General features: G+C 44.1%; 26 protein-coding genes and 1 pseudogene. 14 read left to right on the top strand and 13 right to left on the bottom strand.

Features of this window, described 5'->3' with window-relative positions:
* Positions 1–145 precede the first annotated feature (145 nt).
* Positions 146–811, bottom strand: a pseudogene (locus BLQ60_RS12935) (pseudouridine synthase).
* A 169-nt stretch (positions 812–980) separates the two neighbouring features.
* Here BLQ60_RS12935 and BLQ60_RS12930 point away from each other — a divergent pair.
* Positions 981–1,220 carry a DUF2789 domain-containing protein gene (locus tag BLQ60_RS12930; RefSeq protein ID WP_092621389.1) on the top strand — a complete coding sequence of 80 codons (240 nt, stop codon included), beginning with the start codon at positions 981–983 and terminating at the stop codon, positions 1,218–1,220.
* A gap of 62 nt (positions 1,221–1,282) precedes the next feature.
* On the opposite strand, the gene tusA is transcribed toward BLQ60_RS12930, so the two are convergent.
* Positions 1,283–1,546 (bottom strand): sulfurtransferase TusA, encoded by a 264-nt coding sequence (gene tusA, locus BLQ60_RS12925; protein WP_092621386.1) that lies wholly within the window; start codon positions 1,544–1,546, stop codon positions 1,283–1,285.
* A gap of 184 nt (positions 1,547–1,730) precedes the next feature.
* Between tusA and BLQ60_RS12920 the strand changes: the two genes are divergently transcribed.
* Together BLQ60_RS12920 and lnt are read left to right on the top strand one after the other, a co-directional pair.
* Positions 1,731–2,567: a CBS domain-containing protein gene (locus BLQ60_RS12920; RefSeq protein WP_092621350.1), complete on the top strand. Its 837-nt coding sequence runs from the start codon at positions 1,731–1,733 to the stop codon at positions 2,565–2,567.
* Positions 2,568–2,572: 5 nt separating this feature from the next.
* Positions 2,573–4,141 carry an apolipoprotein N-acyltransferase gene (lnt, locus tag BLQ60_RS12915; protein WP_092621347.1) on the top strand — a complete coding sequence of 523 codons (1,569 nt, stop codon included), beginning with the start codon at positions 2,573–2,575 and terminating at the stop codon, positions 4,139–4,141.
* A 193-nt stretch (positions 4,142–4,334) separates the two neighbouring features.
* Here the strand turns inward: lnt and BLQ60_RS12910 are convergent, their stop codons facing one another.
* From BLQ60_RS12910 to gspF, 3 genes are all read right to left on the bottom strand, one after another.
* Positions 4,335–4,667, bottom strand: a complete 333-nt coding sequence (locus BLQ60_RS12910; protein WP_092621344.1) for a hypothetical protein — start codon at positions 4,665–4,667, stop codon at positions 4,335–4,337.
* 277 nt (positions 4,668–4,944) lie between these two features.
* Positions 4,945–5,496 carry a type II secretion system major pseudopilin GspG gene (gspG, locus tag BLQ60_RS12905; RefSeq protein ID WP_280137884.1) on the bottom strand — a complete coding sequence of 184 codons (552 nt, stop codon included), beginning with the start codon at positions 5,494–5,496 and terminating at the stop codon, positions 4,945–4,947.
* A gap of 19 nt (positions 5,497–5,515) precedes the next feature.
* On the bottom strand, positions 5,516–6,718 hold the full coding sequence (gene gspF, locus BLQ60_RS12900; protein ID WP_092621341.1) for a type II secretion system inner membrane protein GspF: 1,203 nt from the start codon (positions 6,716–6,718) through the stop codon (positions 5,516–5,518).
* Positions 6,719–6,940: 222 nt separating this feature from the next.
* Between gspF and BLQ60_RS12895 the strand changes: the two genes are divergently transcribed.
* Positions 6,941–9,199 carry a primosomal protein N' gene (locus BLQ60_RS12895; RefSeq protein ID WP_092621338.1) on the top strand — a complete coding sequence of 753 codons (2,259 nt, stop codon included), beginning with the start codon at positions 6,941–6,943 and terminating at the stop codon, positions 9,197–9,199.
* Positions 9,200–9,251: 52 nt separating this feature from the next.
* On the top strand, positions 9,252–9,605 hold the full coding sequence (locus BLQ60_RS12890) for a hypothetical protein (protein ID WP_092621335.1): 354 nt from the start codon (positions 9,252–9,254) through the stop codon (positions 9,603–9,605).
* Between the two features lie 58 nt (positions 9,606–9,663).
* On the opposite strand, the gene BLQ60_RS12885 is transcribed toward BLQ60_RS12890, so the two are convergent.
* Positions 9,664–10,179 (bottom strand): hypothetical protein, encoded by a 516-nt coding sequence (locus BLQ60_RS12885; protein ID WP_092621332.1) that lies wholly within the window; start codon positions 10,177–10,179, stop codon positions 9,664–9,666.
* Positions 10,180–10,443: 264 nt separating this feature from the next.
* On the opposite strand from BLQ60_RS12885, the gene BLQ60_RS12880 reads away from it, so the two are divergent.
* The 5 genes from BLQ60_RS12880 (at position 10,444) to BLQ60_RS12860 (ending at position 15,199) form a co-directional block, all read left to right on the top strand.
* Entirely contained in the window at positions 10,444–11,007 is a 564-nt protein-coding gene (locus BLQ60_RS12880) for a hypothetical protein (RefSeq protein ID WP_092621329.1), read from the top strand.
* A gap of 195 nt (positions 11,008–11,202) precedes the next feature.
* Positions 11,203–13,125 carry a monovalent cation:proton antiporter-2 (CPA2) family protein gene (locus BLQ60_RS12875; RefSeq protein WP_092621380.1) on the top strand — a complete coding sequence of 641 codons (1,923 nt, stop codon included), beginning with the start codon at positions 11,203–11,205 and terminating at the stop codon, positions 13,123–13,125.
* 191 nt (positions 13,126–13,316) lie between these two features.
* Positions 13,317–14,189 (top strand): Hsp33 family molecular chaperone HslO, encoded by an 873-nt coding sequence (gene hslO / locus BLQ60_RS12870; RefSeq protein WP_092621326.1) that lies wholly within the window; start codon positions 13,317–13,319, stop codon positions 14,187–14,189.
* Between the two features lie 160 nt (positions 14,190–14,349).
* Positions 14,350–14,586, top strand: a complete 237-nt coding sequence (locus tag BLQ60_RS12865) for a PspC domain-containing protein (RefSeq protein WP_092621323.1) — start codon at positions 14,350–14,352, stop codon at positions 14,584–14,586.
* Between the two features lie 232 nt (positions 14,587–14,818).
* Positions 14,819–15,199 (top strand): hypothetical protein, encoded by a 381-nt coding sequence (locus BLQ60_RS12860; protein WP_143005224.1) that lies wholly within the window; start codon positions 14,819–14,821, stop codon positions 15,197–15,199.
* 86 nt (positions 15,200–15,285) lie between these two features.
* On the opposite strand, the gene BLQ60_RS12855 is transcribed toward BLQ60_RS12860, so the two are convergent.
* On the bottom strand, positions 15,286–16,752 hold the full coding sequence (locus BLQ60_RS12855) for a phospholipase D family protein (RefSeq protein ID WP_092621317.1): 1,467 nt from the start codon (positions 16,750–16,752) through the stop codon (positions 15,286–15,288).
* 126 nt (positions 16,753–16,878) lie between these two features.
* Positions 16,879–17,556, bottom strand: coding sequence for an HTH-type transcriptional repressor FabR (fabR, locus tag BLQ60_RS12850; protein ID WP_092621377.1), 678 nt, complete (start codon positions 17,554–17,556; stop codon positions 16,879–16,881).
* A gap of 324 nt (positions 17,557–17,880) precedes the next feature.
* Between fabR and BLQ60_RS12845 the strand changes: the two genes are divergently transcribed.
* The 3 genes from BLQ60_RS12845 to BLQ60_RS12835 all read left to right on the top strand — a co-directional run bounded on the left by BLQ60_RS12845 (position 17,881) and on the right by BLQ60_RS12835 (position 20,529).
* Positions 17,881–18,981, top strand: coding sequence for a flavin reductase family protein (locus BLQ60_RS12845; protein WP_092621314.1), 1,101 nt, complete (start codon positions 17,881–17,883; stop codon positions 18,979–18,981).
* A 77-nt stretch (positions 18,982–19,058) separates the two neighbouring features.
* Positions 19,059–20,153: a fatty acid desaturase family protein gene (locus BLQ60_RS12840; RefSeq protein ID WP_092621311.1), complete on the top strand. Its 1,095-nt coding sequence runs from the start codon at positions 19,059–19,061 to the stop codon at positions 20,151–20,153.
* A gap of 139 nt (positions 20,154–20,292) precedes the next feature.
* Positions 20,293–20,529: a hypothetical protein gene (locus BLQ60_RS12835; RefSeq protein ID WP_092621308.1), complete on the top strand. Its 237-nt coding sequence runs from the start codon at positions 20,293–20,295 to the stop codon at positions 20,527–20,529.
* A 176-nt stretch (positions 20,530–20,705) separates the two neighbouring features.
* On the opposite strand, the gene urtE is transcribed toward BLQ60_RS12835, so the two are convergent.
* The 5 genes from urtE to urtA all read right to left on the bottom strand — a co-directional run bounded on the left by urtE (position 20,706) and on the right by urtA (position 26,491).
* Positions 20,706–21,404: an urea ABC transporter ATP-binding subunit UrtE gene (urtE, locus tag BLQ60_RS12830; protein ID WP_092621305.1), complete on the bottom strand. Its 699-nt coding sequence runs from the start codon at positions 21,402–21,404 to the stop codon at positions 20,706–20,708.
* Between the two features lie 10 nt (positions 21,405–21,414).
* The gene (gene urtD / locus BLQ60_RS12825; RefSeq protein WP_092621302.1) at positions 21,415–22,311 is read right to left on the bottom strand and encodes an urea ABC transporter ATP-binding protein UrtD; all 897 of its coding nucleotides are present in this window, start codon (positions 22,309–22,311) and stop codon (positions 21,415–21,417) included.
* Positions 22,312–23,382, bottom strand: coding sequence for an urea ABC transporter permease subunit UrtC (gene urtC, locus BLQ60_RS12820; protein ID WP_092621299.1), 1,071 nt, complete (start codon positions 23,380–23,382; stop codon positions 22,312–22,314).
* Positions 23,383–23,387: 5 nt separating this feature from the next.
* Positions 23,388–25,082 (bottom strand): urea ABC transporter permease subunit UrtB, encoded by a 1,695-nt coding sequence (gene urtB / locus BLQ60_RS12815; RefSeq protein ID WP_378235214.1) that lies wholly within the window; start codon positions 25,080–25,082, stop codon positions 23,388–23,390.
* Positions 25,083–25,201: 119 nt separating this feature from the next.
* Positions 25,202–26,491 carry an urea ABC transporter substrate-binding protein gene (gene urtA / locus BLQ60_RS12810; protein WP_092621296.1) on the bottom strand — a complete coding sequence of 430 codons (1,290 nt, stop codon included), beginning with the start codon at positions 26,489–26,491 and terminating at the stop codon, positions 25,202–25,204.
* Positions 26,492–26,810: 319 nt separating this feature from the next.
* Here urtA and BLQ60_RS14215 point away from each other — a divergent pair, with 319 nt between their 5' ends.
* The gene (locus BLQ60_RS14215; RefSeq protein ID WP_280137883.1) at positions 26,811–26,939 is read left to right on the top strand and encodes a hypothetical protein; all 129 of its coding nucleotides are present in this window, start codon (positions 26,811–26,813) and stop codon (positions 26,937–26,939) included.
* Positions 26,940–26,974: the final 35 nt, after the last annotated feature.

Raw genomic sequence — 26,974 nt, 5'->3', positions numbered from 1 at the left:
TTAGCTAAGTCATTGTTTATCAATAATTTTTAATCTGCATCTCCGCCGATAGGTGCGCATTCTACACCATTCCAAAACCAACGCAACCCCATTTCGTACTCTTTTTTATCGGGTGGACGTTTTTTAGGCATATTCCAGCATTTTTCTAAAAGTTTGGTGGACTATTGATCAAAGTTTCATGATTTTGCAATGGATGCATGAATTTAAGCTGTGATGCGTGTAGTGCCATTTGCGTTGTATGGGCATTTTTCGCCTGTGGATTATAGATTTTATCACCGACAATGGGATGTCCAAGATGCATCATATGCACACGCAGTTGGTGTGATCGACCTGTAATGGGATAAAGTTTCACTTCTGTACAATCGTATTCAGCACGATATTGCACAGCTTGATATTGGGTTTGCGCAGATTTTCCGATCTCGTAGTCGATCTTCTGGCGTGGACGATGATCCCAATCAGCCATTAAAGGTACATCGATCACACCCGCTCCGTCTAATTTCCCCTGAACAAGTGCTATATAGGTTTTCTCAATTGTCCGTTGTTGAAATTATCGACTCATTGCCACTTCCGCTTCACGATGTTTGGCAAAGATCAGAATCCCTGAGGTTGCCATGTCTAGGCGATGTAACACTTTTGCTTGTGGAATTTTTTGTAATATACGCCAGTAGGCACTGTCCTGATGTTCTGGCAAGCGCCCCATCACCGACAACAGTCCCGCAGGCTTATTAATAGCGATCAGGTCTGTATCTTCATAGAGAATTTCCAAGTCTGACTGCGGTGGGTCATAAATAAAGTCAGGATCAAGTGGCATGGTCTAATCGCTATATTTTGAGGTGAATCAGGATGATGAAATGGCCTGTTGCTCGACGTAGCATCTTAACTCTATCTTTTTGTATTGTTTTGCAATCCATCTATATTTCAAATCCTCAGCTATGCTATGTTTAATCAAATTGCACGCAATCAAAAGGAATATTGTCATGATGAACACCTCTCAACCCAGTATGACGCATTTGTTCGAACAACTTGGATTGGATGCAGATGAGTCTGCAATTCAAAGTTTCATCAAAGCACACCAGCTCGGTGCGGATGTGTATATTTGCGATGCGCCATTTTGGAATACTAGCCAACGTGCTTTATTGGCGGAAAAAACCATTACCGACGATGACTGGACCATTGTTGTCGATCAACTCAATGAAGCACTGCATGAAGATTCGGTTTAGGCTAAATCAAGTGGGGTAAAACGGACTGGCAATCGTCCGTTTTTTTATGGATAAAATTGATGTTATTGCTTTTGCACTTGATAATAATAAATCGGCTGTCCTTCAAACTCACGTTCCTCTTGAATCAGTAAAGCATGCCCAAGGTGCATACAAAACTTTGGAATATCCCATGAGGTCGACGGATCTGTCGCCAAAACTTCAATCACATCCCCCTGTGCTGATTTACGAATCGCTTGATGCAACATCATCACAGGTTCTGGACAGCGCAAGCCCCGTGTATCAAGCTGTTTGCTGATCTGATGTGTCGATTGCTCTGGTAAAGTCATACGCTCACGCATTGCATTACAAAATAAAGCCGAGATTTTAACATAAACTGCGGACACAGCTATAGCCTGAAAACCGTCTACAGACTGCAATAAATTTCCACATGTTTTTAGATGCATAGCCCATCTTTCTTCGGTATGATGAGTTCACCTTTAGACATTATTTGTTGGTATTTTAGGATCTGTCATGCAAGACGAATCAAGCCCCTCGTGGGCACGTGGCTTAAAGAAATGGTTAAACACTGCGCCTGAAACCCGCGATGAGTTATTAAAACTCGTCCATGATTCACGGCAATATCTCGAACCCGATACGGTCGCAATGCTCGAAGGCGTGCTTGATCTGCCAGCGACCAAAATTCGAGAAGTGATGACACCACGTCCTGCTTTGGTGAGCTTACAAGAAGATGATGATGTGCTGGACATTATTCATGTGCTCATCGAGTCTGCGCACTCTCGCTTTCCAGTATTTTCTGCGGAAAATAGCGATAAAGTGGTGGGTGTTTTGCTGGCAAAAGATCTGTTGCCATTTTTGAATCAACGTGAACGCAAAGTGGATATTACCGCATTAATGCGTCAAGCAGTGTTCGTGCCAGAAAGTGCTCGTTCTGATCAAGTGCTTCGCATGTTAAAAAATACCCAGTCACATCTTGCCATCGTGATTGATGAATATGGTACGACCTCTGGCATTGTGACTTTAGAAGATATATTAGAAGAAATCGTCGGTGAAATCGAAGACGAGCATGATGAAGTTGATCAATTTGCCCAGTTTATTCAGCCTGACCCAGAATCTGAACAGCAAAATGCTTGGATTGTGCAAGCCCTGACGCCGATTGAATACTTCAATAGTATTCTTGCCACAGATTTTCCTGATGATGAAGTGGAAACCATGGGCGGATTATTGTTACAAGAAATTGGTTTGGTGAGCGACTTAGAAGGTCAAGTGGTCGAGCTGGCGGATTGGAGTTTCACCATTATCGAGGCGGACACACGTAGCATCCAACGTATCCGTGCTGTACGCGCATGAGTTCGATGTTTTTTTCCAGTCTTAGACAGCGTTTAATTGCAGCCCCTGCTTTTCAACAGCAACATCGTTTTTCACTTGGGTTAGTGTGTTTGATTGCACTGTGTGCAGGTGCGGTGTTGCCTCTGGCGTTGGCACCCTACCATTTTTGGTGGTTAGCGATTCTCTCGCCTGCACTACTCTACGCCTGTTTACATCAACGCAGTAGCAAACACGCTTTGTTCATCGGTTGGAGCTATGGCATCGGGCTGTGGTTTGTCGGTGCGTTTTGGTTGTACACGTCAATTCATGTTTATGGAGACACGCCTGCTTATCTTGCGGTAATTTTGATTGCCTTGATGGCGATTGCCATGGGCGTGTTTAGTGCGGTGCAAGCATGGCTGTATCGTCGATTCTTTCCTGAGACACCGTTGACCTTTGCGCCAATTTGGGTGTTTTTTGAATGGTTAAAAACATGGATTTTTACAGGATTTCCGTGGTTATTCGTCGGCTATGCCTTTACCAATTATGGCTTGGATGAATATGCGCCGTTGTTGGGTATTTTTGGCGTATCTTTTGTGGTGATTCTGATTGCCTCTGCGCTAACCGAATGTTTATTTGGCAAACGCTTTTGGATTTTACCGATTCTGCTGTTGATTGCAGGCGCTTTTGGTGCAAAACAAATCCAGTGGGTGACACCAAAAGACCAAGCACCGCTCACCGTATCCTTGATACAAGGCAATATTCCACAAGATTTGAAATGGTTGGTGGAATATCAGGCGCAGACTTTAAGCATCTACGCCACCATGAGCCAAACCGAATGGGGACGTGATCTGGTGGTGTGGCCTGAAGCCTCGATTCCGATGTTCCAGACCGATATTCAACCTTTTCTCAATATCATCAGCGACCATGCCAAAGCGCAAGGTTCTGCTTGGGTCACAGGGATTCCGTATTGGGATGTCAATAACTCTACTGCCAATAAGCCATTGTATTACAACAGTATCATGGCAACTGGTGCCGAGTCACACGGCATGTATTTTAAACAACGTCTGGTGCCTTTTGGCGAGTACATTCCTTTTTCTGGCGCGTTGTCTTGGGTCGTGCCTGGGGTTGCCAATGATTTGGCACTCAGTGGCTTTAGCGCAGGTCATGATCAACAACCACCATTGATGATCAAAAATCACCGTTTGGCTTCAGCGATTTGCTATGAAGTGGCTTATCCGAATATCACCCGTAAAAATGCGTTGGATACCGACTTCCTTGTGACCATCTCCAACGATGCGTGGTTTACAGGCACAGCTGGCCCATGGCAACATCTGCAAATGGTACAAATGCGTGCAAAAGAAAACGGGCGCTGGATCATTCGTGCCACCAATACGGGTGTGACGGCGTTCATCAATGAGCAAGGTCATATCGTCAGCAAATTGCCAATGGATGTGCGTCAAGTGCTGCGTGGTGAGTTGCCTGCCTTTACAGGTCAGACCTTGTATAGTCGCTTGGGTGATTGGACGATTTTGTTATTCTGTGCGTTGTTGTTGATACTTGGTTTAGCGTATAAGCCAAAAGTGGTCGATACTCGATTTAAACAGCGTCGTTAATTACAGTCTGAAATTTTACGTTAAACTTCAAATTACCCCAAGTAATCCCCCCACCTAACCTCCCCCTCAAAGGGGGAGGAACTCTCAACAGCACTCCTCCCGTTGTAGGGGGAGAGGTTCTCAAGAAGAACTCCTCTCCTTTTAGGAGAGGCTGGGTGAGGTCATGAACATGACTCAGCTTAAAAATAGACGACTAAATCTGCAACAACGCCGTAATCAATAAACTACTAAAAAACACCATCGGCACTTGGCGATACAATTTAAACACGCATTGTTCAATCTTGTTCTCGGTAAAACTTACCTGCCAAGTCGCAACCTGCAATGCCATCCATACCGCGACTAAGCTACTTGCAATGATAAAACTCAATGCAAAAAATCCAATCACAATTTGACTACTGCCTTCGGCACCTTGTAGCAAATCTATCCAAAATAATGAAATCGCAAAACTGGTTAAAATGACCACATTGACTTTAATCATTTTCCAGTGCAAATGATTGACTTTGTCTTGAACTAAAAATTCAAACATCTCCCCCTCCTAGAAAATGATTATTTTCGTGTTTAATAATTATGCAAAAAATAAATCCAGAAAGTAACTCTATTTTTACTCATAATTCATCAAAATTGTAGCTATCAAAATTAAGAATTATTATTAAGTAAATTACAACATGCTGTTTTATATAAAATTATCAGGATTAATTGATTTTAATTATTATTACGATCGAATATTTCTTATATTTAAATTCGGCTTTAGATATTTTCTCCAAAGCCGAATCTCATGATTATTTATTCAATCTATTTATATTTTAATGTTGATAATAAATATCAGCATCATTTCCTTCCCCACCTTCTTGACCGTCTGCGCCAAATGAATAGAGGTCATAAGGGCGACCTTCGGTACCTGGAACGGTGTATTGCAGATCGTTATCCCAACTGTCGGTTGGATAGCCACCTTTGACATAGCCACCTTGCATCCAGTTTTTCGCCGAAGCAGGTTGTTTGATCAAGGCTTCGAGTCCGCCATCTTGCATCGATGGATAGCGACCATTATCGAGTTTATATTGATCGAGTGCGCCTGCTGTACCGCTCAAAGTGATTTCTGTGGTATCGACTTTGGCTTTTTCACCTCGACCCATGACATTTGGTACGATTAACGCTGCTAAAACTCCGAGAATCACGATTACAACCATAACTTCGATAAGGGTAAAGCCTGAGACACGATGTAGTCGAGCAGCGCTCGACCGTGTCGCAAGGACACAAGCTGTGCTTGGGCAATCAACTTCGGTGACGTGTTGGCTCAAATGATCGACAGATTGTTCATGTTGTTGTTTGTCCAATTGGCGCATCGCTTGACTCATAAAATATAACTCCAAAACCTTAAATTAAATTATTCATATTCACGATCGGTAGCATCACGGCGATCACAATCACTAAAACGATTCCTGCCATAAATACCAACATCAAGGGCTCAAGTAAAGCCAGCAATGTCGTGATCAGGCTACTAATTTGTTTATCTTGCATATCTGATGCACGAATCAGCATGCGATCAAGCTCACCTGAGTTTTCACCGCTACGAATCATTTGTACCATCATCGGTGGGAAATAGCCCGAACGCTCAAGCTGTGTGGCAAGATTACCACCTTCTACAACCCTTTCCGCCGCATGGTTGACTGCATCACGAATCACCCAATTGCTACTCACCGCTGCGCCGATTTTTAAGGCATCGACCAACGGCACACCCGATCGGGTCAGAATGGACAAGGTGCTGGCAAAGCGTGCCGAGTTTATACCACGAGATAATTTACCAAATAATGGCAACTTGAGGATAAATCGATCAAGTGTGTAATGTCCTGCATCCGTTCGTAAAAATCGACCGAGCAGAAACAAGCCTAGCGCACCGAGTACCAGCATGTACATCCAATAATTACGGATAAAATCACTGCTCGCCATCAAGGCTTGGGTAATCCACGGCAAGGCTTGGTCGGTATTGGCAAAGACCTTGACGATATCAGGCACGACATAAGTCATCAATCCCATGATGATCCCAAAGGACATCAGCATCAGAATCACAGGGTAAATCATCGCTCCTTGGATCTTCTTCTGCATGGCAAAGCGACCTTCGGTATAATCTGCCAACTGTTCCAAGATCAAATCCAAGTGCCCTGAACGCTCACCCGAAGCTACGGTGGCAATATATAAAGTCGGAAAATTGCCACTTTGATCCAAGGCTTTGGCAAGCGAATGCCCTTCTAAGACTTTGGCACGTACAGACAGCAATAAACTTTCAACGTGTTTCTTTTCGCTTTGTTTGGCGACAGCTCGAATGGCTTCTTCTAAAGGAATACTGGCGGCGATCAACACCGATAATTGCCGTGTCATCAATGCCAAATCATAAGCAGTCAGTTTCTTTTGAAACCATCGACTTTGACCAGTTTGTTTGTGTTGTACCGCTTCGACTTGCAATGGCGTCAGTGCTTGATCACGCAACTGCTGACGAATCTGCCGAGCAGAATCACCATCCATGATGCCTTTATGTTGTTTTCCTGAAGCGTCGAGCGCTGAATATTGATACGCAGGCATTGCCAACTCTTAACTTTTCGATTTCATTATGCCATTATCTCGGTGATGGATTTTTGCAGTTTTTCCTTGCGAATGTATCGCTTAGATCGTTTTAAATCTATCCATCACAACTTGGACTCAAGCATAACTGAGTATCGTATTTTGCGCCATGTCTGTTTAAGATTTTTCGCTCGACTATTTTCGATTCACAATTTTCGATCCACTATTTAGGTCGCCTATTTTATGACAGATGTGACACCACCAAAGTCAGCTTCACAACACACTGTATATCCTTATCGTCTGCGTGTGGCGATCGCAGTGCACATCTATGATTTGATTGACTATGAAGTCACGGCACAGCAATATGCTGAAGCAGTGATTGGCGCACGGGTCAAAGTGCCGTTTATGAATCGGCAGTTGATCGGCATCATCGTGGAAAAGTTTGATTCCAATACGCCATTTCACGGGCAATTTAAACTCAAAACCATTACAAAACTGTTTGATGAACCTGCGCTACTTGATCAGCAAGTATTACATTTATTGCAATGGGTGGCGCAATATTATCAAGCACCTGTGGGTGAAGTGGTGCTTTCTGCGTTGCCCAACTTCTTAAAACAAGGTCGTCCTTATTTATTGCTTGCGTATCATTGGCAAGCGTTGACGATCAAAGAGAATGATGCAGACACGGCAAAGCTACCACAAAAAACTTCAAAACTTTTTGCCGCCTATCAAGCCTTGCAACTGCATCGCAATGGCGCAACCGAAGCAATTTTAAACATTTCAGGCATTAGTACGACACAGCTGAAACAACTGGAAAAACGTGGACTAGCCGAGAGCTTTCAACAGCCGATTGACTTTCAGCCAACCGCAATGCAACTGGCTCAAATGCCATTGGACGCCAACAGCGAACAAAAGTCAGCAATTAAAAAAATCAGTCAATCTTTGGGTAAATATCAAGGTTTTCTACTTGATGGCATTACAGGCAGTGGCAAAACCGAAGTCTATTTGCAAGTGATGCAAAAAGTCTTGGAAAAAGGACAACAAGTCCTCGTCCTCGTGCCTGAGATTGGACTGACACCGCAGACCATTGACCGATTTAAAGCCCGCTTTCATACGGATATTGTGCTACTGCATTCAGGATTGAGTGACACCAAGCGTCTGCAAGCATGGCAACAGGCGCAGACAGGCAAAGCCAGTATTATTTTGGGGACACGCTTGGCGATTTTCTGTCCTTTGCCAAAGCTGGGTTTAATCATTCTCGATGAAGAACATGACCTATCCTTTAAACAGCAAGACCACATGCGCTACCACGCTCGGGACGTGGCGCTGTACCGTGCTTTTAAGCAGAATTGTCCGATTATTCTCGGTTCTGCCACACCGAGTTTTGAAAGTTTACATTTGGTCGAACAAGAGAAATTACAGCATTTAACTTTGACTGAGCGTGCAGGACAGGCACAGCCACCGCAGTTCAAACTGATCGACCTCAAAGCGCAAAAAAAACAGTTTGGACTTGCCGAACCATTAATTCAACACATCGACGCGCAGTTAAAAAAGCAACATCAAGTCTTAATCTTCATCAATCGGCGGGGTTATTCCCCTGTGTTGATGTGTGGTGCGTGCGCTTGGCAAGCGGATTGTCCGCAGTGTGATACCCATCTCAGCTATCACCTCAAGCCTCGCCCGATCTTGCAATGTCACCACTGCAACTACATGCAACCCGTACCAAAAGTCTGCCCTGCGTGCAATCATGAAGACTTACTTCCGATTGGTCACGGCACGGCTCGCATCGAAGAAAGTTTAAACCAACTTTTCCCCGACTATCCTATGATTCGGGTTGATCGAGATACCACTACACGCCAAGACAGTTGGCAAAAGATTTATCAACGTGCCCATCGTTCGGGTGCGGCGATATTCTTGGGTACGCAGATGCTCGCCAAAGGGCATCACTTCCCTTATGTCAGTTTGGTGACGATCTTGGACATTGATGCAGGGCTGATGAGTGCCGACTTTCGAGCGCCTGAACGCACGGCACAATTGATCATGCAAGTCGCTGGGCGGGCTGGGCGTGGTCAGATCAAAGGCGAGGTATTGTTGCAAAGTCTACGTCCCGATCATCCGCTATTACAAAGTCTAGTGACCAAAGGCTATGCCAGTTTTGCCAAACAGGCGTTGGCGGAGCGTAAAATTGGGCATCTTCCGCCCTATCGCTACTGCGTGTTGATCCGAGCGGAAAGTCAGAATGAATTGTACAATGTCGATTTTCTGCAATTCGCATTACAACATTGGGCGAGTTTTGGTGAGGCAAAAGTCGATGTGTGGGGACCTGTACATGCGCCGATGCCGAAGAAAGCAGGATTTTATCGGACGCATTTGATCTTGTTTAGTGATTCACGTGTCGAGCTACAACGGCAGATTGCGCCGTGGTGGCAATGGTTATTTAAACAACAACGTAAATTTGAACTGCGACTGACCTTGGATATTGATCCGCAAGATTTGGGGTGATTTTAAGGTTTTCCAAAAATCTCTCAAATTTAAATTTTTTTAGGTATGTGCAATGAATATTGAAGAACTATTTCAGCAACAAAATACACTTTTAAATCATAAAATTGAACTTCAAAATGTTCACTTAGTTATTGATCCTCTTGGAAACTGTTTTTTATCTCCTCACCCCCTACATGACAATCAATTTCCTACTTTACTGATCTCATTAGATTGTGAAAATTTAGAAACACTGTTAGAAAGTCACGATGATCTAGGAGCTTGGCTAGGTGGTAATTTCCCTTATCATGATCGGATAGATATTCATGCAACATTAGGTTTAGGTACGACAAAACGTCAACCTCTCAAACTCACGAAAATCTCAAAGTTAACATTGTATCGCTACAATCAAATCTACAAAATTTTGTAAATATTAGATGATGAAAAAGCCCATCAAAGGTGGTTATGTGTGTCTAGAATTTTAGTGGCTATTCACTCCAAACTTCATCTAAATGTTTTAAATCATTATATGCTTCTTCAAAATTAGTAAATTTGAATGTTAGACTAGGAGATGAAAAATTATTTTCCCAAATTACTGATGTTACTATACCGTGTGTATTACCCCATGCCTGTCCAAATCGAATCCATTTGACTTCTGATTGAGTACTGATTTGTTCAACCATAATTACACTACACACAAGATCTAAATCATCAGGACAAATTAAAATTGGAATGACTGTGGATACTGCATCAGATTCACACATTCTAGGTTTTAAAAGTTTCCAAACATTACTCAAAGCAAAATCATCCTGGTGGTCATATAACCATCCCTGTGCGGGTACTAAACTGGTTGAATCACTAAAACTAGTATTTTTACTAATCCATGTATTTAATGGAACCTCGTCGATAGCCAATATCGGAAATGGTTTCAGATTCCCATTTCCATCATGAACACACCCATCTATAGGATGCTCTTTTAATAAAATTGCTGAAATTGAATTCATTTTTTATTTAGTCGTTAAATGATTGTCTAAAATTAACATATTGCGAATGAGATGAAAATTTTTAAAAGCATATTACTTAAATTCTGAACAAAGTAGAAATGATGCGATGCACAGACTTCCATTGCTATTTTTGCATAATCCATCTCAAAACATCCCATTCCGTTGTACACTATTTAACAGGTAGAACCATTCAGGATAGTTGTCCTTTTTGGGTTTATGCCTAAAGCGATGTAGAAAATAACAAAAACCGTAAGGAGAAATGCGATGTACAAATATGCCATCCTCTTCTGCTGTTTCATCTATTCGACAAGCTATGCCAATGTACCCCAATTCGACGCATATCCCGCCGAAATCTATCAAGGCAAAAGTGCCAAACTCAAAATCGACAATCCCACTGCACGCATGTTTAGAACCCGATTCCGTAACGCCTTGCGTGATGGTCAGCCTGATTTTGCAGGAGAATACACTTTGGTATCTTGGGGCTGCGGTGCAATGTGTGTGATGCATTCTTTCGTCAATCTGCGTACAGGACGAGTGCTCGAACATGGCTTCGGCGGTGAGCTCGGCGAATCACTCGATGGCTATCAAGCGGATAGTCGGCTTTTGATCGCAAGCGCACACGAGGATCATGGCGATCCTGATAAAATCAAATATGTGGTCAAATACTACGAGCTTAAAAATCACCAACTGCGCTTGATCGACAAGGTCTATGCAAAAAAACCGCAACCCGTCGAAAAAGTGGCTGAACCACCTGCCGAATCGGTGGATACACAGCCCGAATTAAACGCCCAACCCATCGAAAAGGCACCTGAATCAATCGCCGAGTAGCTCAGCTAAGGCAAGTCGTTGATAAAAGCTATCGAGGATAACAATTCACATCAACAACTCACATCACCAGGCTTAAAGATTGCATCCTTATACGTCCGATGAATGCTAAATTTTGTCGAATCCATCTCAAAACAAGCCATTCCGTTGTACACTGCATAGAAATTGATTGCGACGATTTAGATACATTACATGGAAATCACCCCTCTGGTTCAGATCATTATATTTTTGGCGGCTGCCCTATTGCTTGTACCGCTCGGTAAGCGTTTTGGTATTCCGACCGTTTTGGGTTATTTGGTCACAGGCACGATCCTTGGACCAAGTTTGCTAAATATCGCGCACGATACCGAACAGATCGGACATTTAGCTGAGTACGGCGTGATCATGCTGATGTTTTTGATCGGATTGGAACTGCGCCCTCAGCGTCTGTGGGAGTTACGTCAGTCGATCTTGCTGATGGGTAGCTTGCAGATGCTGATCAGTGGCATCGTGCTGACTTTGGCGATTTGGTTGGTGTTTTCGTGGCAGTTCAATACCAGTGTGGTGATTGGTTTTGCCTTGGCATTGTCATCGACGGCATTTGTATTACAGCTCCTGCGAGATCGTGATCAATTGGCGACGAGCTATGGTCAACAGACCTTTTCGATTTTGCTCTTTCAAGATATTGCGGCGATGGTATTGCTGGCGTTGATTCCCGTACTCGCTGGCAACAATGGCGGTGCGCATCATGGTATCGCTTATTTTGCAGCGGTCATTGCCTCATTTTCAGGCTTGTTTTTATTTAGTCGCTATATTCTCAGACCATTTTTCCGTTTTGTGGCGAAAAGTGCCGCCACCGAATTACTCACCGCCGTAGCATTATTTATCGTGCTCGGTGTTGCGGTATTGATGGAGGCGATCGGACTGAGTACCACGCTTGGCGCATTCTTGACAGGTGTCTTGCTTGCTGATTCTGAGTTTCGTCATGAGCTTGAAGCCAGTATTCAGCCGTTCAAAGGCTTGTTGCTCGGTTTGTTCTTTATGACCGTTGGCATGGGCGTGTCATTGCATGTCATTGTGGAACAACCGCTATTGATCGTGTTCGGTACGCTCGCTTTGATGATGATTAAAATCGTCTGTGTGGCGGGCATTGCGCTATATCGTAAAAGCTCTGCACTGAATAGTTTGCGACTTGGTGTTGCTTTATCGCAAGGTGGTGAATTTGCCTTTGTGGTGTTTGCTGTGGCAGCGAGTGAGGGCATGATTAGTCAAGCGATGACTAGCCCTCTGACCTTGATCGTGACGTTATCGATGATTTTGACGCCGATATTCTTCTGGATCATGGATCATTGGATCGAACCGATTCTAAGCAAAAATGATATACCACAAGCCTTTGATGAATTACCAAAACACGATCAACACATCATCGTGGCAGGCTTTGGGCGTTTCGGGCAGATTCTGACCCGTATTGCGCATTTGCATCAGATTCCATTTACCGCAATTGATAATAATATCGACCACATCGACTTTATGCGCCGTTTTGGAGGGCATGTTTATTATGGTGATGCGACCGTGCCTGAGATTTTGCAGTCCGCAGGTGTGGAAACCGCAAAACTCTTTGTCATTGCCGTGGATGATGTCGAGGATTCACTCTATATCGCACGCCATCTGCGCTTACACCATCCAAGTCTAACGGTGTTGGCACGTGCCCGAGATCGTCGTCATGTCTATCAACTGCGTGAGTTGGGCATTGATCAGGTGTGGCGTGAGAGTGTGCATTCTGCCCTGTCGATGTCTGAACAAATGCTGAATGCGTTAGGCTATGAACCCGAACGCAGTAAAAATCATGTGGCGAACTTTGCCCACTATGATGAAAAACTCATCCGTCAACAGCAAGCCAACTACAATGTCAATCCGCAGAAAATGCGCACCGCTTATGATTCAATGATGCAAGATTTACAGAATTTGTTTGAAAATGATGAATTTGTCCATCGTGAACAAATGCAGAAAATCGAAAAGCATCAACCAATCAAAGATGAAATGAGTGGCTCACTCCATGACGATGAAGATGCAAACGATTCGGCTCACCAACCTTCTGAAGATTCGCCTAAGGAAAATTCATCGCATCATGATATGCGGTAAACTGGCTATCACGAAAGTCAAAGTAATTTATTTCTGATACGAGGCAACTGAGCGAAGGTGTACATGAGGTACTGCGAGTGAAGTTAACGAAGTAGCAGATTAAAGTACTTTGACGATGTCGGGAAATTGAGCTGGAAGAACTTGAGATTTAACCCTTTCGCCACCATAAAATGCAGGAAATGGAGAATATTATGTCTGACATCCGCCAACGCTTTTATATACACGACTGTCCTGTCCGTGGCGAAGTGGTACACCTAGAACAATCCTTACACACCATCCTTGCGCAGCGTGAATATCCGCAAGCGATCAAAGTGTTACTTGGGGAAATGCTCGTTGCAAGTGCATTGCTTGCCAGCACCTTAAAAATCAAAGGGCGACTCAGCCTGCAAATCCAAAGCTCAGGCACATTAAAATGGGCAATGGCGGAATGTAATCATCTCGGCGATCTGCGGGCTTTGGCAGAGTTTGACAATGATCCACGTTTTAGCGAAGCCACAGACAGTAGCACTGTGCTCAATCATCTGCATGGCGGTGTACTGTTTATCAATATCGAGCCTGAGTTTGGCGATCGCTACCAAGGCATCGTGCCACTCGAACATGCTACTTTGGCGCAGTGTTTGATGCATTATTATGACTTGTCTGCACAGATTCCAACTCGTATCTCTCTCGCAAGTAATACACAATCTTCGGGCGGATTATTGATTCAGCTCTTGCCTCGTACCGAAGAAGAGCAAGAAACTGTCGATACCGACCTGTGGCCTCGTCTGACCATGCTTACTGATACTATCAAAGCGGATGAGTTAATCGACTTGCCTGCGCAAGAGATTTTATATCGTCTTTATAATGAAGAAGATGTGCGTCTACCTGACAGTGAAGCACTGCAATTTGGCTGTACCTGCTCCAAAGAACGCTGTGCCAATGCCTTGATTCAGATCGGTGAAGATGCAGTTAAAGAAACCTTGATGGAACAAAATCCGATTGAGATGAACTGCCAGTTCTGTAACACGACCTATCGCTTTAGCGCAGAAGAAGCATTAGGACTGTTTGGACGACATGTCAGCTAAATCACAGCCGAAACTGTCTAAAACCGCGCAGTGATTTTTTAAATCGGATAACAATCCTTAACAATTCAATCGCTGTGCAAAGATTGAAAGTCGAGCCAAAGACCACATATATAAAGTATCGCAATTGAATCATTTTATTTTAGAGGAGAATTTTTCAATCATGCAAAAACAAGGTTTATATCGCTCGACTGGACAAAACATGATCGCAGGCGTGATGGGTGGTATTGCTGAACGCTTTGGTTGGAATGCAAACCTACTACGCATCATCTTCGTATTGGTTTCGGTGATGAGTGCGGGTTTCCCTGGAATTTTGGTGTATTTGGTACTTTGGTTATTGATCCCGAAACAAGCCAAAATCGAACATCAAAATGGACATAACATCCGTACTGTAAATTAATGCAGTCAATCCGTTTCTGCACATTAATTAGAAAAACAATCTCGTTTTAAACCCTTTTAAGCTATTGTTCCCCCCAAGACAATAGCTTTTTTTTGCCTGAAAAGGTGGAATCACTGCTGATCGTATTATTATGGAGTTTCATCCAAAAAAATTTTGAAAGACTTGGCGAAATTGTGCGAATTTCGCATAATACACAAATCAATAAACGACAATTATGCTGAGCAAAACCATTATGTCGATTTTTATACTGCTTATTTTGGCTTTTCTTGCCTTTGCCTTTTATCGCTATCGTCAATATCAAAAGCAACGTGAGATCGAAGAAATGGCAGCCGATGCGCAGGCTTATGTCAGCTCAGAAGTAGTGGAGCTGTTGCAACGCTTTAAAACCATCGCCACTGAAAACGATACGGCAATGTCGGCACAGCACAAAAAAATCCAACTGCATATCAAGAATGTCACGGAAAACCTACTCTGTCATACCGACAGCGAACAAAGTGTGCGTGAATATCTCGCCCAAGCCAAACAAGAATTGGCGTTGATCAATATCGAACTGGAAAAGCTCTCAGGTCAAAGTCAACCTGATGCCGATCAAGCCTTTGATGATTTAAAATAGGCGATGATTTAAAATAGACAAAACGAGAGCATAAAAAAGCCTTGTGATCTGTGCGATGACAAGGCTTTTTTCATGTCAATCATCGCTTAAAACGTCGACAATCCAGACCATTCCATAAAACGATACAACCAATATTTCAGCCACGATTCATCTTTGTATTGATCATAATCGACACTCATGACCTGACCATTTTGGTTTTGCCATGCTTGGTCAAAATACTGCTGTGCAGAGGCAATCGCAGGATAGCTCGCCTGTCCTGTCACAGAAACATTGGTTTCCAAATTATAATTTTTCAGATTTCGAGCCGTATAATTCGCAGAACCGAGAATGACTTGCTTGGTCTGATCTTTCTTCGTAATCACCAACAGTTTGCTATGACATTGTTCACCTTGGGTATTACACCAACGTACAGGTACATTATTTTTGTGGAGTTCCCACGCCACTTGACGATTTGGAATACCATTTTTTTGCATGCCAAACGCATCTTTATTCGGATCAAGCAACACGTTGACCTGCACGCCACGTTGCTTGGCGGCAATCAAGGCTTTGACGATGTGGCGCTCAGATAAATAAAACATCATCAAATCAAGCTGCTCACCCGAAGCGGTCGCATTGATCGCTTTGAGCACATGATCATAAATCTGTTCTTCGGTCAGCAGTTGTACTTGCGGTGCATCGCCAGTGATCTTATTCTCACCCATAATCAGCGCAGGCACATCGCCTTGTGACATTTTGGCGACCGTGGCTTCAGTCGCTAACACTTCTGAGGCAATCTTGCCATGAATGATCATCGCAACATTGCTATGCTCTGAACTGCCATCATGCGGATTCGCCGAAGAAATTAGCGTTTTCCAGCCCGTTAAGGTATCGACCACCATGGTTTTACGATGATTGGCTTTGAAGTTGGCAAGTGCCAGATAGCTGCGCAAAGTGATTTTCTGCGCACCGAATGGATTTGGCAACCAACCTGTTTCGGTATTATTACCAAGGCTTTGACAGCACATATACCACAGTCCTGACCACGCAGGATTGGAGGCACGCAATGGACGCAAATCGGTGACCACCACTTTAATTCCAGCATTTTCAAGCTGATGCAAATGCTCTGGACGCACGCCACCGTAGACCGTATTGATCGGATCGGTAATCAACACGATTTGCATCCGAGGATTGAGCTTTTTCTTATCAATCAGTGCTTTGGTCAATTGTGCCGTGAGCGGTCGATGTTGCATCTTCGACTCACCAAGCTCAGCATTAAACAAGAACATATCCAGCACAATGGTGCTTTGCGCTTGATCAATCAAAGTCAACATGGCATCGAAAATCTGCTGTTCATGTTGGCGTTGACCGCTGCCATCGACGAAGGTACGATCCGCCAAAAACTCGACATTACTGGCACGCGTTTGCCCTGCAAAATCAAGCCCTTCAGGAATCGACTTATAGGTTTGAAAAATCGCTGATGCCACATACGTGATCAGCAAAATCAATGCAATGACCATCATATAGCGTTTAACCGACCAGTTTAATTTACGGTGAATTCGTTGAAATACTCGCATACAGCCCACTCGACACTTTGCCTGAGCTTAAAACCAAACTACAGACAACACAATGACAAATTTGCAACGTCATTGTCACTTTGGAAAATTGAAAATAATTTAAATAACAGAATCTAAATCAATGCATTACAGCTTACGTGCACCGATCAGTAAAATTTGAATCATGATCACGGTTTGCTCGGCAATCTTTTGGCGTTCGGCTTGTGGTAATTCGATCACCTTTGCACCCATATTAAAGACCAACTGGGTAATGGCTTTGGCGACCAAATCAGGATAGGCAATCTGATTGTGATGGTGTTGCTCTAGGCGCACGATGTCATCTTGCAATTCTTTTTGAAAATCATCCAGTTGTTGCTCGACTGCCTGACGATATGACGCCGAACCTGTATATCCTTCACGAAGCAGTAGCGCCAAATTACCCTCATCTGCATCCAGCTCTTGAATAAAAATATCCACTGAACTTTGTACGATACTTTTGCCCTTTTGCGCTTCAAGCCGTGCTTGGCGGATAATCTGACGAAGCACTTTACCAGAGCGACCAATCAAGGCGATGGCAAGCTCATCAATATCACGAAAATGTCGATAAAAGCTATTCGGCGCAATCCCTGCTTCACGTGCAATTTCCCGCAGACTCAATGACGAAATACTGCGTCCAGAACGGATCAGATTCAGCGTTGCTTCAAATAGCTCAGCTTGGGTAATCGATGCTTTACGTCCTGGGCTACGCAATACAGGTTTGTCGGCATCACGTTGATCGCTATCGTGCTCGAAAGATTGCTCAGGATGTTGCAAGGTGCTTGTCATGGGATTGATGCGCTCAGCCATGGCTCGATGCACAGTGATCGAGACCATTGTATCTATAGAAAAGCCTAGTATAACGGTAAGCTATTTTTTTGTGAAATCTGTCGTGATTTTTTAAGCATGACCTTGCTTTTATGGCTGTAGATTTGGATTTTTTCGGCACTTTTTTGTAAATATTAAAATCATTTTAATTCAAATAAATAGCAACAATACTCAGCCTTTAACTGCGCAATTTTTACATAATCGAGGGAATAATTCTGGTGAATAACTATACATACATATATACAAGTGTATAATAATTACAAATCCCTTATTTTTGAATATGTGATGACAACATTATTAAAAAGCAACCCGTGGTTGCGTCTCCTGAGTGACAGTGTGTTTGATCGTTCAACCGCTGATTTTTGGTTACAACGTATCAATCCACTGTGGTCTACCGAAGAAATGCGTGGACGCATCACCCAGCGCCAGCAAATCTCTGACGATATGTATGCGCTAACGATTCAGTGTAATCGTCAGATGGATTTCGGCTTGGCAGGACAACATCATCCTGTTTTTGTGGAAATCAACGGCATCCGTTATGAGCGCAACTACAGCCTCACCCGACTCGATCCACAGCATGTCGCTTTGCATGTTAAGCATGTTGCGGGTGGTTTGGTGAGTACGTGGCTGTGTGAGCAAGCGCAAATTGGTGACATCATTCGCTTTGGTGCGCCTTATGGCGAGGTGGAGTTTCCACATTTCCAGAGCCAGCGTTTGGCATTTTTGGCGGCAGGCAGTGGCATTACACCCGTGTATAGCTTATTGCATGATTTACATGTGACAAAGCGCTTTGCCGACTACCAAATCCATCTGCTGTACTGGGTGTCTAAGCAAGGTGAATTGGCATTTTTTGAACAATTTCAGCAATGGCAAGCTCAATATCCGAACTTCAAAGTGGACTATATCTGCACCCGTGAACCTGCAACGGCAAATGATCCGCTACACACTCGACTCAGTGCACAGCATGTTGCACAGATTGATACCATTGAGGACGTAGCCGTCTTTGCCTGTGGTCCTTCAGGTTTTGTCGAGACAGCGCAATCACTGACGATGAACGCAAAACAATTCCAAGGTGAAGCCTTTTATTTTTCTACACCGAATGTCAGCGATACAGCATCAACAGCGGTCGAATATGTCGATCTACATCTCACTCGCTCTAACAAGCACGTGCAAATCAAAAAAGGCGAATCGATTTTATCTGCACTGGAAGCAGAAAATATCCGTCCACAGCATGGCTGTCGCATGGGTATTTGTAATAAATGCGCATGCCAAAAGGTCAGTGGCAGTACTCAGCATATTGCCAACAAACAGCAAAATCATGAAGCCCATCAGTCGCTACGCATCTGTGTCAATAGTGCGCAAAGTGACCTTGAATTGGATCTATAACAGCGCATGCTTACTCACTGCGCTTGATTTGAACACCTTGCCCGCTTTGCTTAGCTATAGAATTTGAGGAATACACCATGAATATGCCCGTCAAAATCGAATATTTTAAAAATCCTAAAAACCGTGAACTGACACCTGCTGAGCTTGAGCGTTTTGCACAAGAGCTCGATGCAATCAAGCAAGAAGTGCTCGATGATCTCGGTGAAAAAGACGTCAAATACCTACGCCGAGTGATCTCCACGGTACGTTATAGCAATGCGCTTGGTCGTGCGCTGTTATTTGCTGGCTGGTTTCCACCTGCGTGGTTGCTCGGCACAGGTTTACTTTCGGTTGCCAAAATCTTGGAAAATATGGAAGTTGGACACAATGTCATGCACGGTCAATACGACTGGATGAATGATCCTAACTATACTGGTCAAGGCTACGAGTGGGATACCGTTGGCACTTCAGACAATTGGCGGGAAACACACAACTTCAAGCATCACACCTATACCAATATCAAAGGCATGGATGATGACATCGGCTATGGCTTACTGCGTCTATTTCCTGAGCAACGCTGGAAAGCAGGCTATCTCTTACAACCTTTATATAGCATTCCATTTTGCTTGCTATTCCAATGGGGCGTAGCGATTCAAAACCTAGAACTGGGCAAATGGTGGATTGGTAAAAAAAGCAAACAACAGCTCTTGAAAGAGTGGAAGCCAATGCAAGCCAAAATCGGCAAGAAACTATTTAAAGATTATGTGTTCTTCCCCGTGATTGCTGGCCCTAGTGCATTACCTGTATTTTTGGGCAACTTGACCGCCAATGGCGTGCGTAACATTTGGACTTTTAGCATTATTTTTTGCGGACACTTCACCAAAGATGTCGAAGTTTTCCCAAAGACCGTCTTGCTGAATGAATCCAAAGGACATTGGTATATGCGCCAGATTCGTGGTTCATCGAATCTTACAGGTTCGGAAGCCTTTCATATTTTATCAGGGCATCTCAGTCATCAGATTGAGCATCATTTATTTCCCGAAGTACCTGCACGTCGTTATCGCAAAATGGCGCCAAAAGTCGAAGCCGTGTGTAAAAAATATGGTCTAAACTACAACAATGCCAGCCTTGCCAAGCAGTTTGGTCAAGTGGTTGGGCGCATCGTAAAATATGCTTTCCCATTTAAAAAGTAAGTTAAAGTCGAAGCAATGCAAATGAACACTGCATTGCTTCACATCCCAGCTTCATATCTAAGTTTCACATCAAAACTACCCATTCTCGCTCGGAAAATGGCATAATATCCCGCAAATTTTGCACAGTTAAGGTACTGCTATGGCAATGCGTCCAACCGTTCGCCGTCACGCTTTAGTGATCATCGTATTTGCATTGGTTCAATGGGGCTTTGTGATGCTGGCATTACATCATAACTGGTGGCATCTCGATAAGAATGGTCGCATCCTTGCATTCTGTGCCAGTGCCTTCGGTGGCGCATGGCTGTTAATTATTGCGGTGCTCTATATGGTGATCAAAGGCAATGATGGCAAAAACGATAGTCAAGACGTCAAATAAACAACCAACGACGTTCTAAATACAAAAACATTCCTCGACTGAACATACAGTGAGGAATGTTTTTTTTGAAATCAGATCGCTGTTTTGACGACAACAGCGCATCTTGGCTTAAGTTACATTTTTGCTTAAATCATATTTTTACTTAAGTCACATTTTTACTTAAATCACATTTTGGCTTAAATCGCCACCAAATCTTGAATGCCTTTCTCCTGCATTTCACTGCCGACACCCTGCGCAATCACTTGCCCACGTGCCATCACAGTATAGTTATCGGCAAGCTCTTCGGCAAAGTCATAAAATTGCTCCACCAAAATAATCGACATATCACCACGATCTGCAAGTTTACGGATCACTCGACCGATATCTTTGATGATTGACGGCTGAATGCCTTCGGTCGGTTCATCCAAAATCAACACCCGAGGCTCAGATGCCAGTGCACGTGCAATCGCCAGTTGTTGCTGTTGCCCACCTGACAAATCACCACCTCGGCGATGTTTCATCTCATCTAGCACTGGGAAAATATCATAGAGATGGCTCGGTACTTTACGGGTTTTCGCCCCTGAAAATTTTGCCATACCGATCAAGATATTTTCTTCCACGGTTAAGGTCGAAAAAATATCCCGTCCTTGAGGCACATACGCCAAACCAGCCCGAACACGTTGTTCAGGCGTCATTTTGGCAATGTCTTTACCATCGAGTAAGACTTCTCCCGACTTGATCGGCAAGATGCCCATCAAACATTTCAGCAAAGTGGTTTTACCCACACCGTTACGTCCGAGCACCACAGAACATTCACCCACAGGCGCATCCATCGACACATCACGCAAGATATGACTTCCACCATAATACTGGTTGATTTGTTTCACTGCTAACATGTGCTACTCCTTAACGCCCTAAGTATTTTTCGATCACGTCTTCATTGGCTTGGACTTCTGCCAATGTGCCTTCGGCGAGGATTGCACCTTGCGCCAACACCGTGACCTTTTCACTGATGGTGTCAATAAAGCTCATGTCATGTTCAACCACCACAAGCGTATGGTTCTTTTTCAGCTCCAAACACAGCTCTGCGGTACGTTCTGTTTCTGCATCGGTCATGCCTGCCACAGGTTCATCCAGCAAGATCAGCTTGGGACGTTGCATCAACAGCATGCCTATTTCTAACCATTGCTTTTGTCCGTGTGACAGTAAGCCCGCAGGTTTGTTGACAAATTCTTCAAGGCGAATTTGCGCCAAGGATTCATCTAGTGCTTGCTGTGCATCACTGCTTAACTTACTGCGAAAACTTTTAAACACCCGCTTATCACGAGGTGCAGCCAGTAATAAATTTTCCATCACGGTAAAGTTTTCAAAAACGGTCGGCTTTTGGAATTTTCGTCCGATGCCTGCCTCAGCGATTTCTTCAGTACTCATTTTCGCCAAATCATAATTCTGACCAAAAAATGCTGTACCTTCTGTCGGGCGTGTTTTGCCTGTAATCACGTCCATTAATGTGGTTTTACCCGCACCATTCGGCCCGATAATGCAGCGCAATTCGCCTTCTTCGATATACAAAGACAAATCATTGAGCGCACGAAAGGCATCGAACCACACACTGACTTTTTCCAAATACAGCGCAATCCCATGACTAAAATCTGCACCTTGCGTTTTGGTGCGTCCATAACCTTCACTGGCATGTCCACCATGATCTTTTAAATGATTGTTTAATTGCTCCTTTGAATCACTGTTTGAAGGATCGTCATGCTGTGCATTGTGTTGTGCATTGTGTTGTGTAGCGACAGACATTTAGTTGCCCTCCTTTTTAAAACGGTCGAACAAACCAATCACCCCTTTCGGCAAGAAGATCGTCACCACAACAAATAATCCACCCAAAATCAGCAACCATGCTTCAGGATAGGCGACGGTAAAGTAGGTTTTCACCCCGTTAATCAGACCTGCACCCAAGATCGGACCAATCAACGTGCCTCGACCACCCGCAGCCACCCACACCGCCATTTCGATCGAGTTGACGGGATTCATTTCACTTGGATTAATGATGCCGACTTGTGGTACATACAGCGCACCAGCCACGCCTGCGATCACCGCAGACAACACCCATGCCGAGAGCTTGTACCAGAGCGTGCGATAGCCGAGATATTGCAGACGGTTTTCACTGTCACGAATTGCACCAAGCACTCGCCCATAAGGCTGATTCATTAGGTGACGCAAGCCGATATAAAATAGCAGCAAAGTCAATGCGGTCACGAAGCACAATAATGCCCGTGTCGGCGCTGAGGTAATATCAAAACCCAAAATGGTTTTAAAGCCAGTAAAGCCATTATTGCCACCAAAGCCTGTTTCATTGCGAAAGAACAGTAACGCCGCCGCAAAGACCATTGCCTGACTGATAATTGAGAAATAGACGCCTTTGATCTTGGAACGAAAGGCAAAAAATCCAAAGATCAATGCCACAATCCCTGGCACCAACACCACCAAGATCATCGCCCACCAAAAATGCTGTGTGCCTGTCCAGTACCACGGCATCTCCGTCCAACTGAGAAAGCGCATAAAGTCAGGCAGACCATCGCCTGCACTTTGGCGCATTAAGTACATCCCAAACGCATAACCACCAAGTGCGAAGTACAGTCCATGACCAAGACTTAAAATCCCTGCATAGCCCCACACCACATCGAGTGCCAATGCCACCATGGCGAGACACATGATTTTACCGATCAAGGTCACCCAATAAGCAGACAAATGCATCGGCGAATCGGCAGGTAAAAGATGTAGCCAAGGCAATGCCAATAGCACCGCAAAACATAGCCCAATCAACAGCGCACTGCGTGGCTTATCCGATAGTAATTGCATGATTTTCATCGTGTTTACTCCACAAAACGACCTTTAATGGCAAACAACCCTTGTGGTCGTTTTTGAATAAACAGAATCACCAATACCAATAGAATGATCTTGGCAAGCACTGCACCCATACCGATTTCTAATACTGTCCCGCTGACACCGAGACCAAGCGCTGCAAGGACTGCGCCCCACACTTGACCAACACCGCCAACCACCACGACCAAGAACGCATCAATGATGTAGTTTTGTCCCAAATCAGGTCCGACATTACCCACTTGTGCCAAAGCACAGCCTGCAAGCCCAGCAAGTCCAGAACCGAGTCCAAACGCCAACATGTCGATTCGAGCCGAGCGAATACCGACCGCACGAGCCATTTGACGGTTTTGCGTCACCGCACGCACGAACAGCCCAAAGCGGGTTTTGTTGAGTAAAAACACCAGAAGTAAAAGCACGACAATGGTAAAACCAATAATCGCAATACGGTTATATGGCAACATCAGACTTGGCGTGATTTCGACAGCACCACTCAGCCATGAAATATTCGAGACCTCGACATTTTGCGCACCGAAGATCATCCGTACCAATTGCATCAGGATCAAACTGACCCCGAAAGTTGCCAATAAGGTTTCAAGTTGACGACCATACAACGGACGAATCACAAGACGTTCAATCACCATCCCAATGATGGCACTGACCAAAAATGCCGCAGGAATCGCAGCGATCAAATACCAATCCAGCATATCGCCGAGATAGGTTTTAAACAGGCTTTGCACCACATAGGTGGTGTAAGCGCCGATCATGATCAGCTCGCCATGCGCCATATTGATCACACCGAGCAAACCGTAAGTAATCGCCAAACCTAGCGCAGCCAGCAATAAAATACTGGCGGTACTTAAGCCTGAAAAGACATGACCTGTCCATTCACTGGCTTGGATACGGGTTTTGATACTGCCCTGTGCATCGAGCAAAGCTGCTTTCAGTGCTGGATTCAGATTCGCTGCTTCCGATGCGGCTTGTAGCTCCGCCAACACTTCTGGACTATTGCTTTCTTTCAGCGTTTTCACCGCATTGATTTTGGTCAGCACGTCTTCACTTTGAAAATCCATGCGTGCTTTGAGCTGTGCCAATGCCTCTTTGACTTTATTATTTTTCTCATCTGCATAAAGCTGAGAGACAACCTTGCTATCCAATTCTTGATAATTTTTTTCCAGAATTTTTACCGCTTGCAAGCGTTGTTTGGCGTCATCTGATTTAAGTTTGGTGCGTGCTTGTCCATAATTTAACGCTTGACGCAAGGTATTGGTCAGCGTGACTTGAGATAAATCACTCGGCCAAGTGCTAAGTTCAATATGACTTGGATAACTGAATAATTTCTCATCGTTTTCAAGGATGTAGGCGACGCCTTTGCTGTCTTGATACAGTTCATTTTTATCAATCAATTCAACCAACTGATCAAATTCTTCAATCGAAGCTGTCCAGTTATTCAGCATATTTTTACGGGTATTAAAATCGCCTTGTACAAATTGTTGAATCGCATCAACGGCAACGGATGCTATTGCCGCTGAAGTTGGGTTCGCTGTGGTGCTTTGATTTTCTGATGATGCTGTAGATGTTGCGGGTGTTGATGCAGTAGAAATGTGTGGTGCTGATGTAGAGGTGCTATTTGCGGTCGATTGATCTGCCCATGCATTGCTCGAAAGCACATGCATCGACAGTAACATCCCCGAAAACACCTGTAGCAGAGTAGAGAGCTTCATCTGATGCCCCTTTAAAGTCTTATTTTCGGTGTAAAGAATAAAAAATCACCTACTGCAAGTGGTGCAGTAGGTGGGCTACAAAACTATTTTGGAATATATGGGCTCCAGTTTTCCGCACGGATCACTTCAGGGGTTTTGTACACCACATCAAACTGACCATCGGCACGGATCTGACCGATCATGACTGGCTTCCACAGGTGGTGATTTTCTTCATCCATCTTCAAGGTATAGCCAGACGGTGCAGCATAGGTCTGTCCTTTCATCGCTTCGCTGACTTTAGCGACATCGGTTGAACCTGCTTTTTCAACCGCTTGCGCCCACATATGGATACCAACATAGGTCGCTTCCATAGGGTCATTGGTGACTACTTTGTCTGCGTTTGGCAATTTATAATCAACAGCGAACTGTTTGTAATCTTTGACAAATTTGCTATTGGTTGGATTTTTCACCGACATGAAATAGTTCCACGCCGCCAAGTGACCGACCAACGGTTTGGTATCAATCCCACGCAATTCTTCTTCACCGACCGAGAATGCCATCACTGGAATGTCCGAGGCCTTGATGCCTTGGTTGCCTAGCTCACGGTAGAACGGTACATTCGAGTCACCATTAATGGTTGAAATCACAGCAGTTTTCTTACCCGCAGAGAATTTCTTGATGTTCGATACGATTGTTTGATAATTACTGTGACCAAATGGCGTGTACTCTTCCATGATGTCGGCATCTGCCACACCTTTAGACTTTAAGAATGCACGTAGAATTTGGTTGGTGGTACGCGGATAAACATAATCCGTACCCAACAGCACGAAGCGTTTCGCTGCACCGCCTTCTTCACTCATCAAGTATTCCACCGCTGGAATTGCTTGTTGGTTTGGCGCAGCGCCTGTGTAGAAAATATTTTTCGATTGTTCTTGCCCTTCATACTGCACTGGATAGAACAATAAGCCATTGAGCTCTTCAACCACTGGCAAGACTGACTTACGAGAAACAGAAGTCCAGCAACCGAAAATCACATCGACTTTATCCTGCGTCAATAGCTGACGAGTACGCTCTGCGAATAACGGCCAATCCGATGCAGGATCAACCACTACAGGTTCGAGTTTTTTACCTAACACACCGCCCGCTGCATTGATTTCATTGATGGTCATCAAGGCGGTATCTTTGAGTGAAGTTTCCGAGATTGCCATGGTGCCAGACAGGGAGTGTAAAATACCGACTTTAATGGTGTCACCACTTGCCGCAGGTGCTGTACTCTCGGTTTTTGTGGTTGCGTCCGTAGTTTTATCTGCAGGTTTAGAACAGCCAACCAAAGTCACGCTGCCCATCATGGCTGCGACTAAAAAAGACAGTGGCATAATGCGTTGTTTAATCATTTTTGAAGCCCCTAAACAAAGGAAAATTTAAATATGTAGCCAAATTAGCGTAATGAGATAGATTCAATAATTATGCCAAAATAATTATTTTGTTATTTTTCAAAAAGATATCCTTAAATTGGCACACCATTTTTTAAATATCAGGTTGATGTCACACAAGTTCACTGGAAAAGGTACACAAATGGCGCATTTCTAAAAGTCACATTTTGGTGCAATATAAAGCATCTTGATTAAAATAATTGTCAGCACCATGAAAAAATCCAGCATCTTCAAAAAATCAACATGGTCGAAATTTTACATTCTCACTGTCAGCGCTAGCATGTTGCTCGCAGTATCCAGTCTAGGGCTTGCCATAGATCAGGATGCCGAAATTCGTCAAGCCTGTGAAAAAATTCCTAGCCTAAAGCAACAAGGTGCGAAGTTTTACCAACAAAAGAACTATACTTAAGCCTTAAAAGCCTTTAAAAATAACGCTGCACACAC

The organism is Acinetobacter marinus, from assembly GCF_900096915.1.
Taxonomy (GTDB): Bacteria; Pseudomonadota; Gammaproteobacteria; order Pseudomonadales; family Moraxellaceae; genus Acinetobacter; species Acinetobacter marinus.
This window is presented reverse-complemented; position numbering and strand designations above follow the sequence as displayed.

What these genes read in the sequence shown, in the direction of transcription:
- urtE (WP_092621305.1), bottom strand. Translation starts at nt 21,404, where the DNA reads ATGTTAGCAGTGAAACAAATCAACCAGTATTATGGTGGAAGTCATATC.
- BLQ60_RS12855 (WP_092621317.1), bottom strand. Translation starts at nt 16,752, where the DNA reads ATGCGAGTATTTCAACGAATTCACCGTAAATTAAACTGGTCGGTTAAA.
- BLQ60_RS14215 (WP_280137883.1), top strand. Translation starts at nt 26,811, where the DNA reads ATGTTGCTCGCAGTATCCAGTCTAGGGCTTGCCATAGATCAGGATGCC.
- BLQ60_RS12860 (WP_143005224.1), top strand. Translation starts at nt 14,819, where the DNA reads ATGTCGATTTTTATACTGCTTATTTTGGCTTTTCTTGCCTTTGCCTTT.
- urtD (WP_092621302.1), bottom strand. Translation starts at nt 22,311, where the DNA reads ATGTCTGTCGCTACACAACACAATGCACAACACAATGCACAGCATGAC.
- BLQ60_RS12835 (WP_092621308.1), top strand. Translation starts at nt 20,293, where the DNA reads ATGGCAATGCGTCCAACCGTTCGCCGTCACGCTTTAGTGATCATCGTA.
- BLQ60_RS12840 (WP_092621311.1), top strand. Translation starts at nt 19,059, where the DNA reads ATGAATATGCCCGTCAAAATCGAATATTTTAAAAATCCTAAAAACCGT.
- urtB (WP_378235214.1), bottom strand. Translation starts at nt 25,082, where the DNA reads ATGTTACTGTCGATGCATGTGCTTTCGAGCAATGCATGGGCAGATCAA.
- tusA (WP_092621386.1), bottom strand. Translation starts at nt 1,546, where the DNA reads ATGACTTTACCAGAGCAATCGACACATCAGATCAGCAAACAGCTTGAT.
- gspF (WP_092621341.1), bottom strand. Translation starts at nt 6,718, where the DNA reads ATGCCTGCGTATCAATATTCAGCGCTCGACGCTTCAGGAAAACAACAT.
- fabR (WP_092621377.1), bottom strand. Translation starts at nt 17,556, where the DNA reads ATGACAAGCACCTTGCAACATCCTGAGCAATCTTTCGAGCACGATAGC.
- BLQ60_RS12930 (WP_092621389.1), top strand. Translation starts at nt 981, where the DNA reads ATGAACACCTCTCAACCCAGTATGACGCATTTGTTCGAACAACTTGGA.
- lnt (WP_092621347.1), top strand. Translation starts at nt 2,573, where the DNA reads ATGTTTTTTTCCAGTCTTAGACAGCGTTTAATTGCAGCCCCTGCTTTT.
- BLQ60_RS12910 (WP_092621344.1), bottom strand. Translation starts at nt 4,667, where the DNA reads ATGTTTGAATTTTTAGTTCAAGACAAAGTCAATCATTTGCACTGGAAA.
- BLQ60_RS12865 (WP_092621323.1), top strand. Translation starts at nt 14,350, where the DNA reads ATGCAAAAACAAGGTTTATATCGCTCGACTGGACAAAACATGATCGCA.
- urtA (WP_092621296.1), bottom strand. Translation starts at nt 26,491, where the DNA reads ATGATTAAACAACGCATTATGCCACTGTCTTTTTTAGTCGCAGCCATG.
- hslO (WP_092621326.1), top strand. Translation starts at nt 13,317, where the DNA reads ATGTCTGACATCCGCCAACGCTTTTATATACACGACTGTCCTGTCCGT.
- BLQ60_RS12880 (WP_092621329.1), top strand. Translation starts at nt 10,444, where the DNA reads ATGTACAAATATGCCATCCTCTTCTGCTGTTTCATCTATTCGACAAGC.
- BLQ60_RS12890 (WP_092621335.1), top strand. Translation starts at nt 9,252, where the DNA reads ATGAATATTGAAGAACTATTTCAGCAACAAAATACACTTTTAAATCAT.
- BLQ60_RS12845 (WP_092621314.1), top strand. Translation starts at nt 17,881, where the DNA reads ATGACAACATTATTAAAAAGCAACCCGTGGTTGCGTCTCCTGAGTGAC.
- BLQ60_RS12895 (WP_092621338.1), top strand. Translation starts at nt 6,941, where the DNA reads ATGACAGATGTGACACCACCAAAGTCAGCTTCACAACACACTGTATAT.
- BLQ60_RS12885 (WP_092621332.1), bottom strand. Translation starts at nt 10,179, where the DNA reads ATGAATTCAATTTCAGCAATTTTATTAAAAGAGCATCCTATAGATGGG.
- urtC (WP_092621299.1), bottom strand. Translation starts at nt 23,382, where the DNA reads ATGAAAATCATGCAATTACTATCGGATAAGCCACGCAGTGCGCTGTTG.
- BLQ60_RS12920 (WP_092621350.1), top strand. Translation starts at nt 1,731, where the DNA reads ATGCAAGACGAATCAAGCCCCTCGTGGGCACGTGGCTTAAAGAAATGG.
- gspG (WP_280137884.1), bottom strand. Translation starts at nt 5,496, where the DNA reads ATGAGTCAAGCGATGCGCCAATTGGACAAACAACAACATGAACAATCT.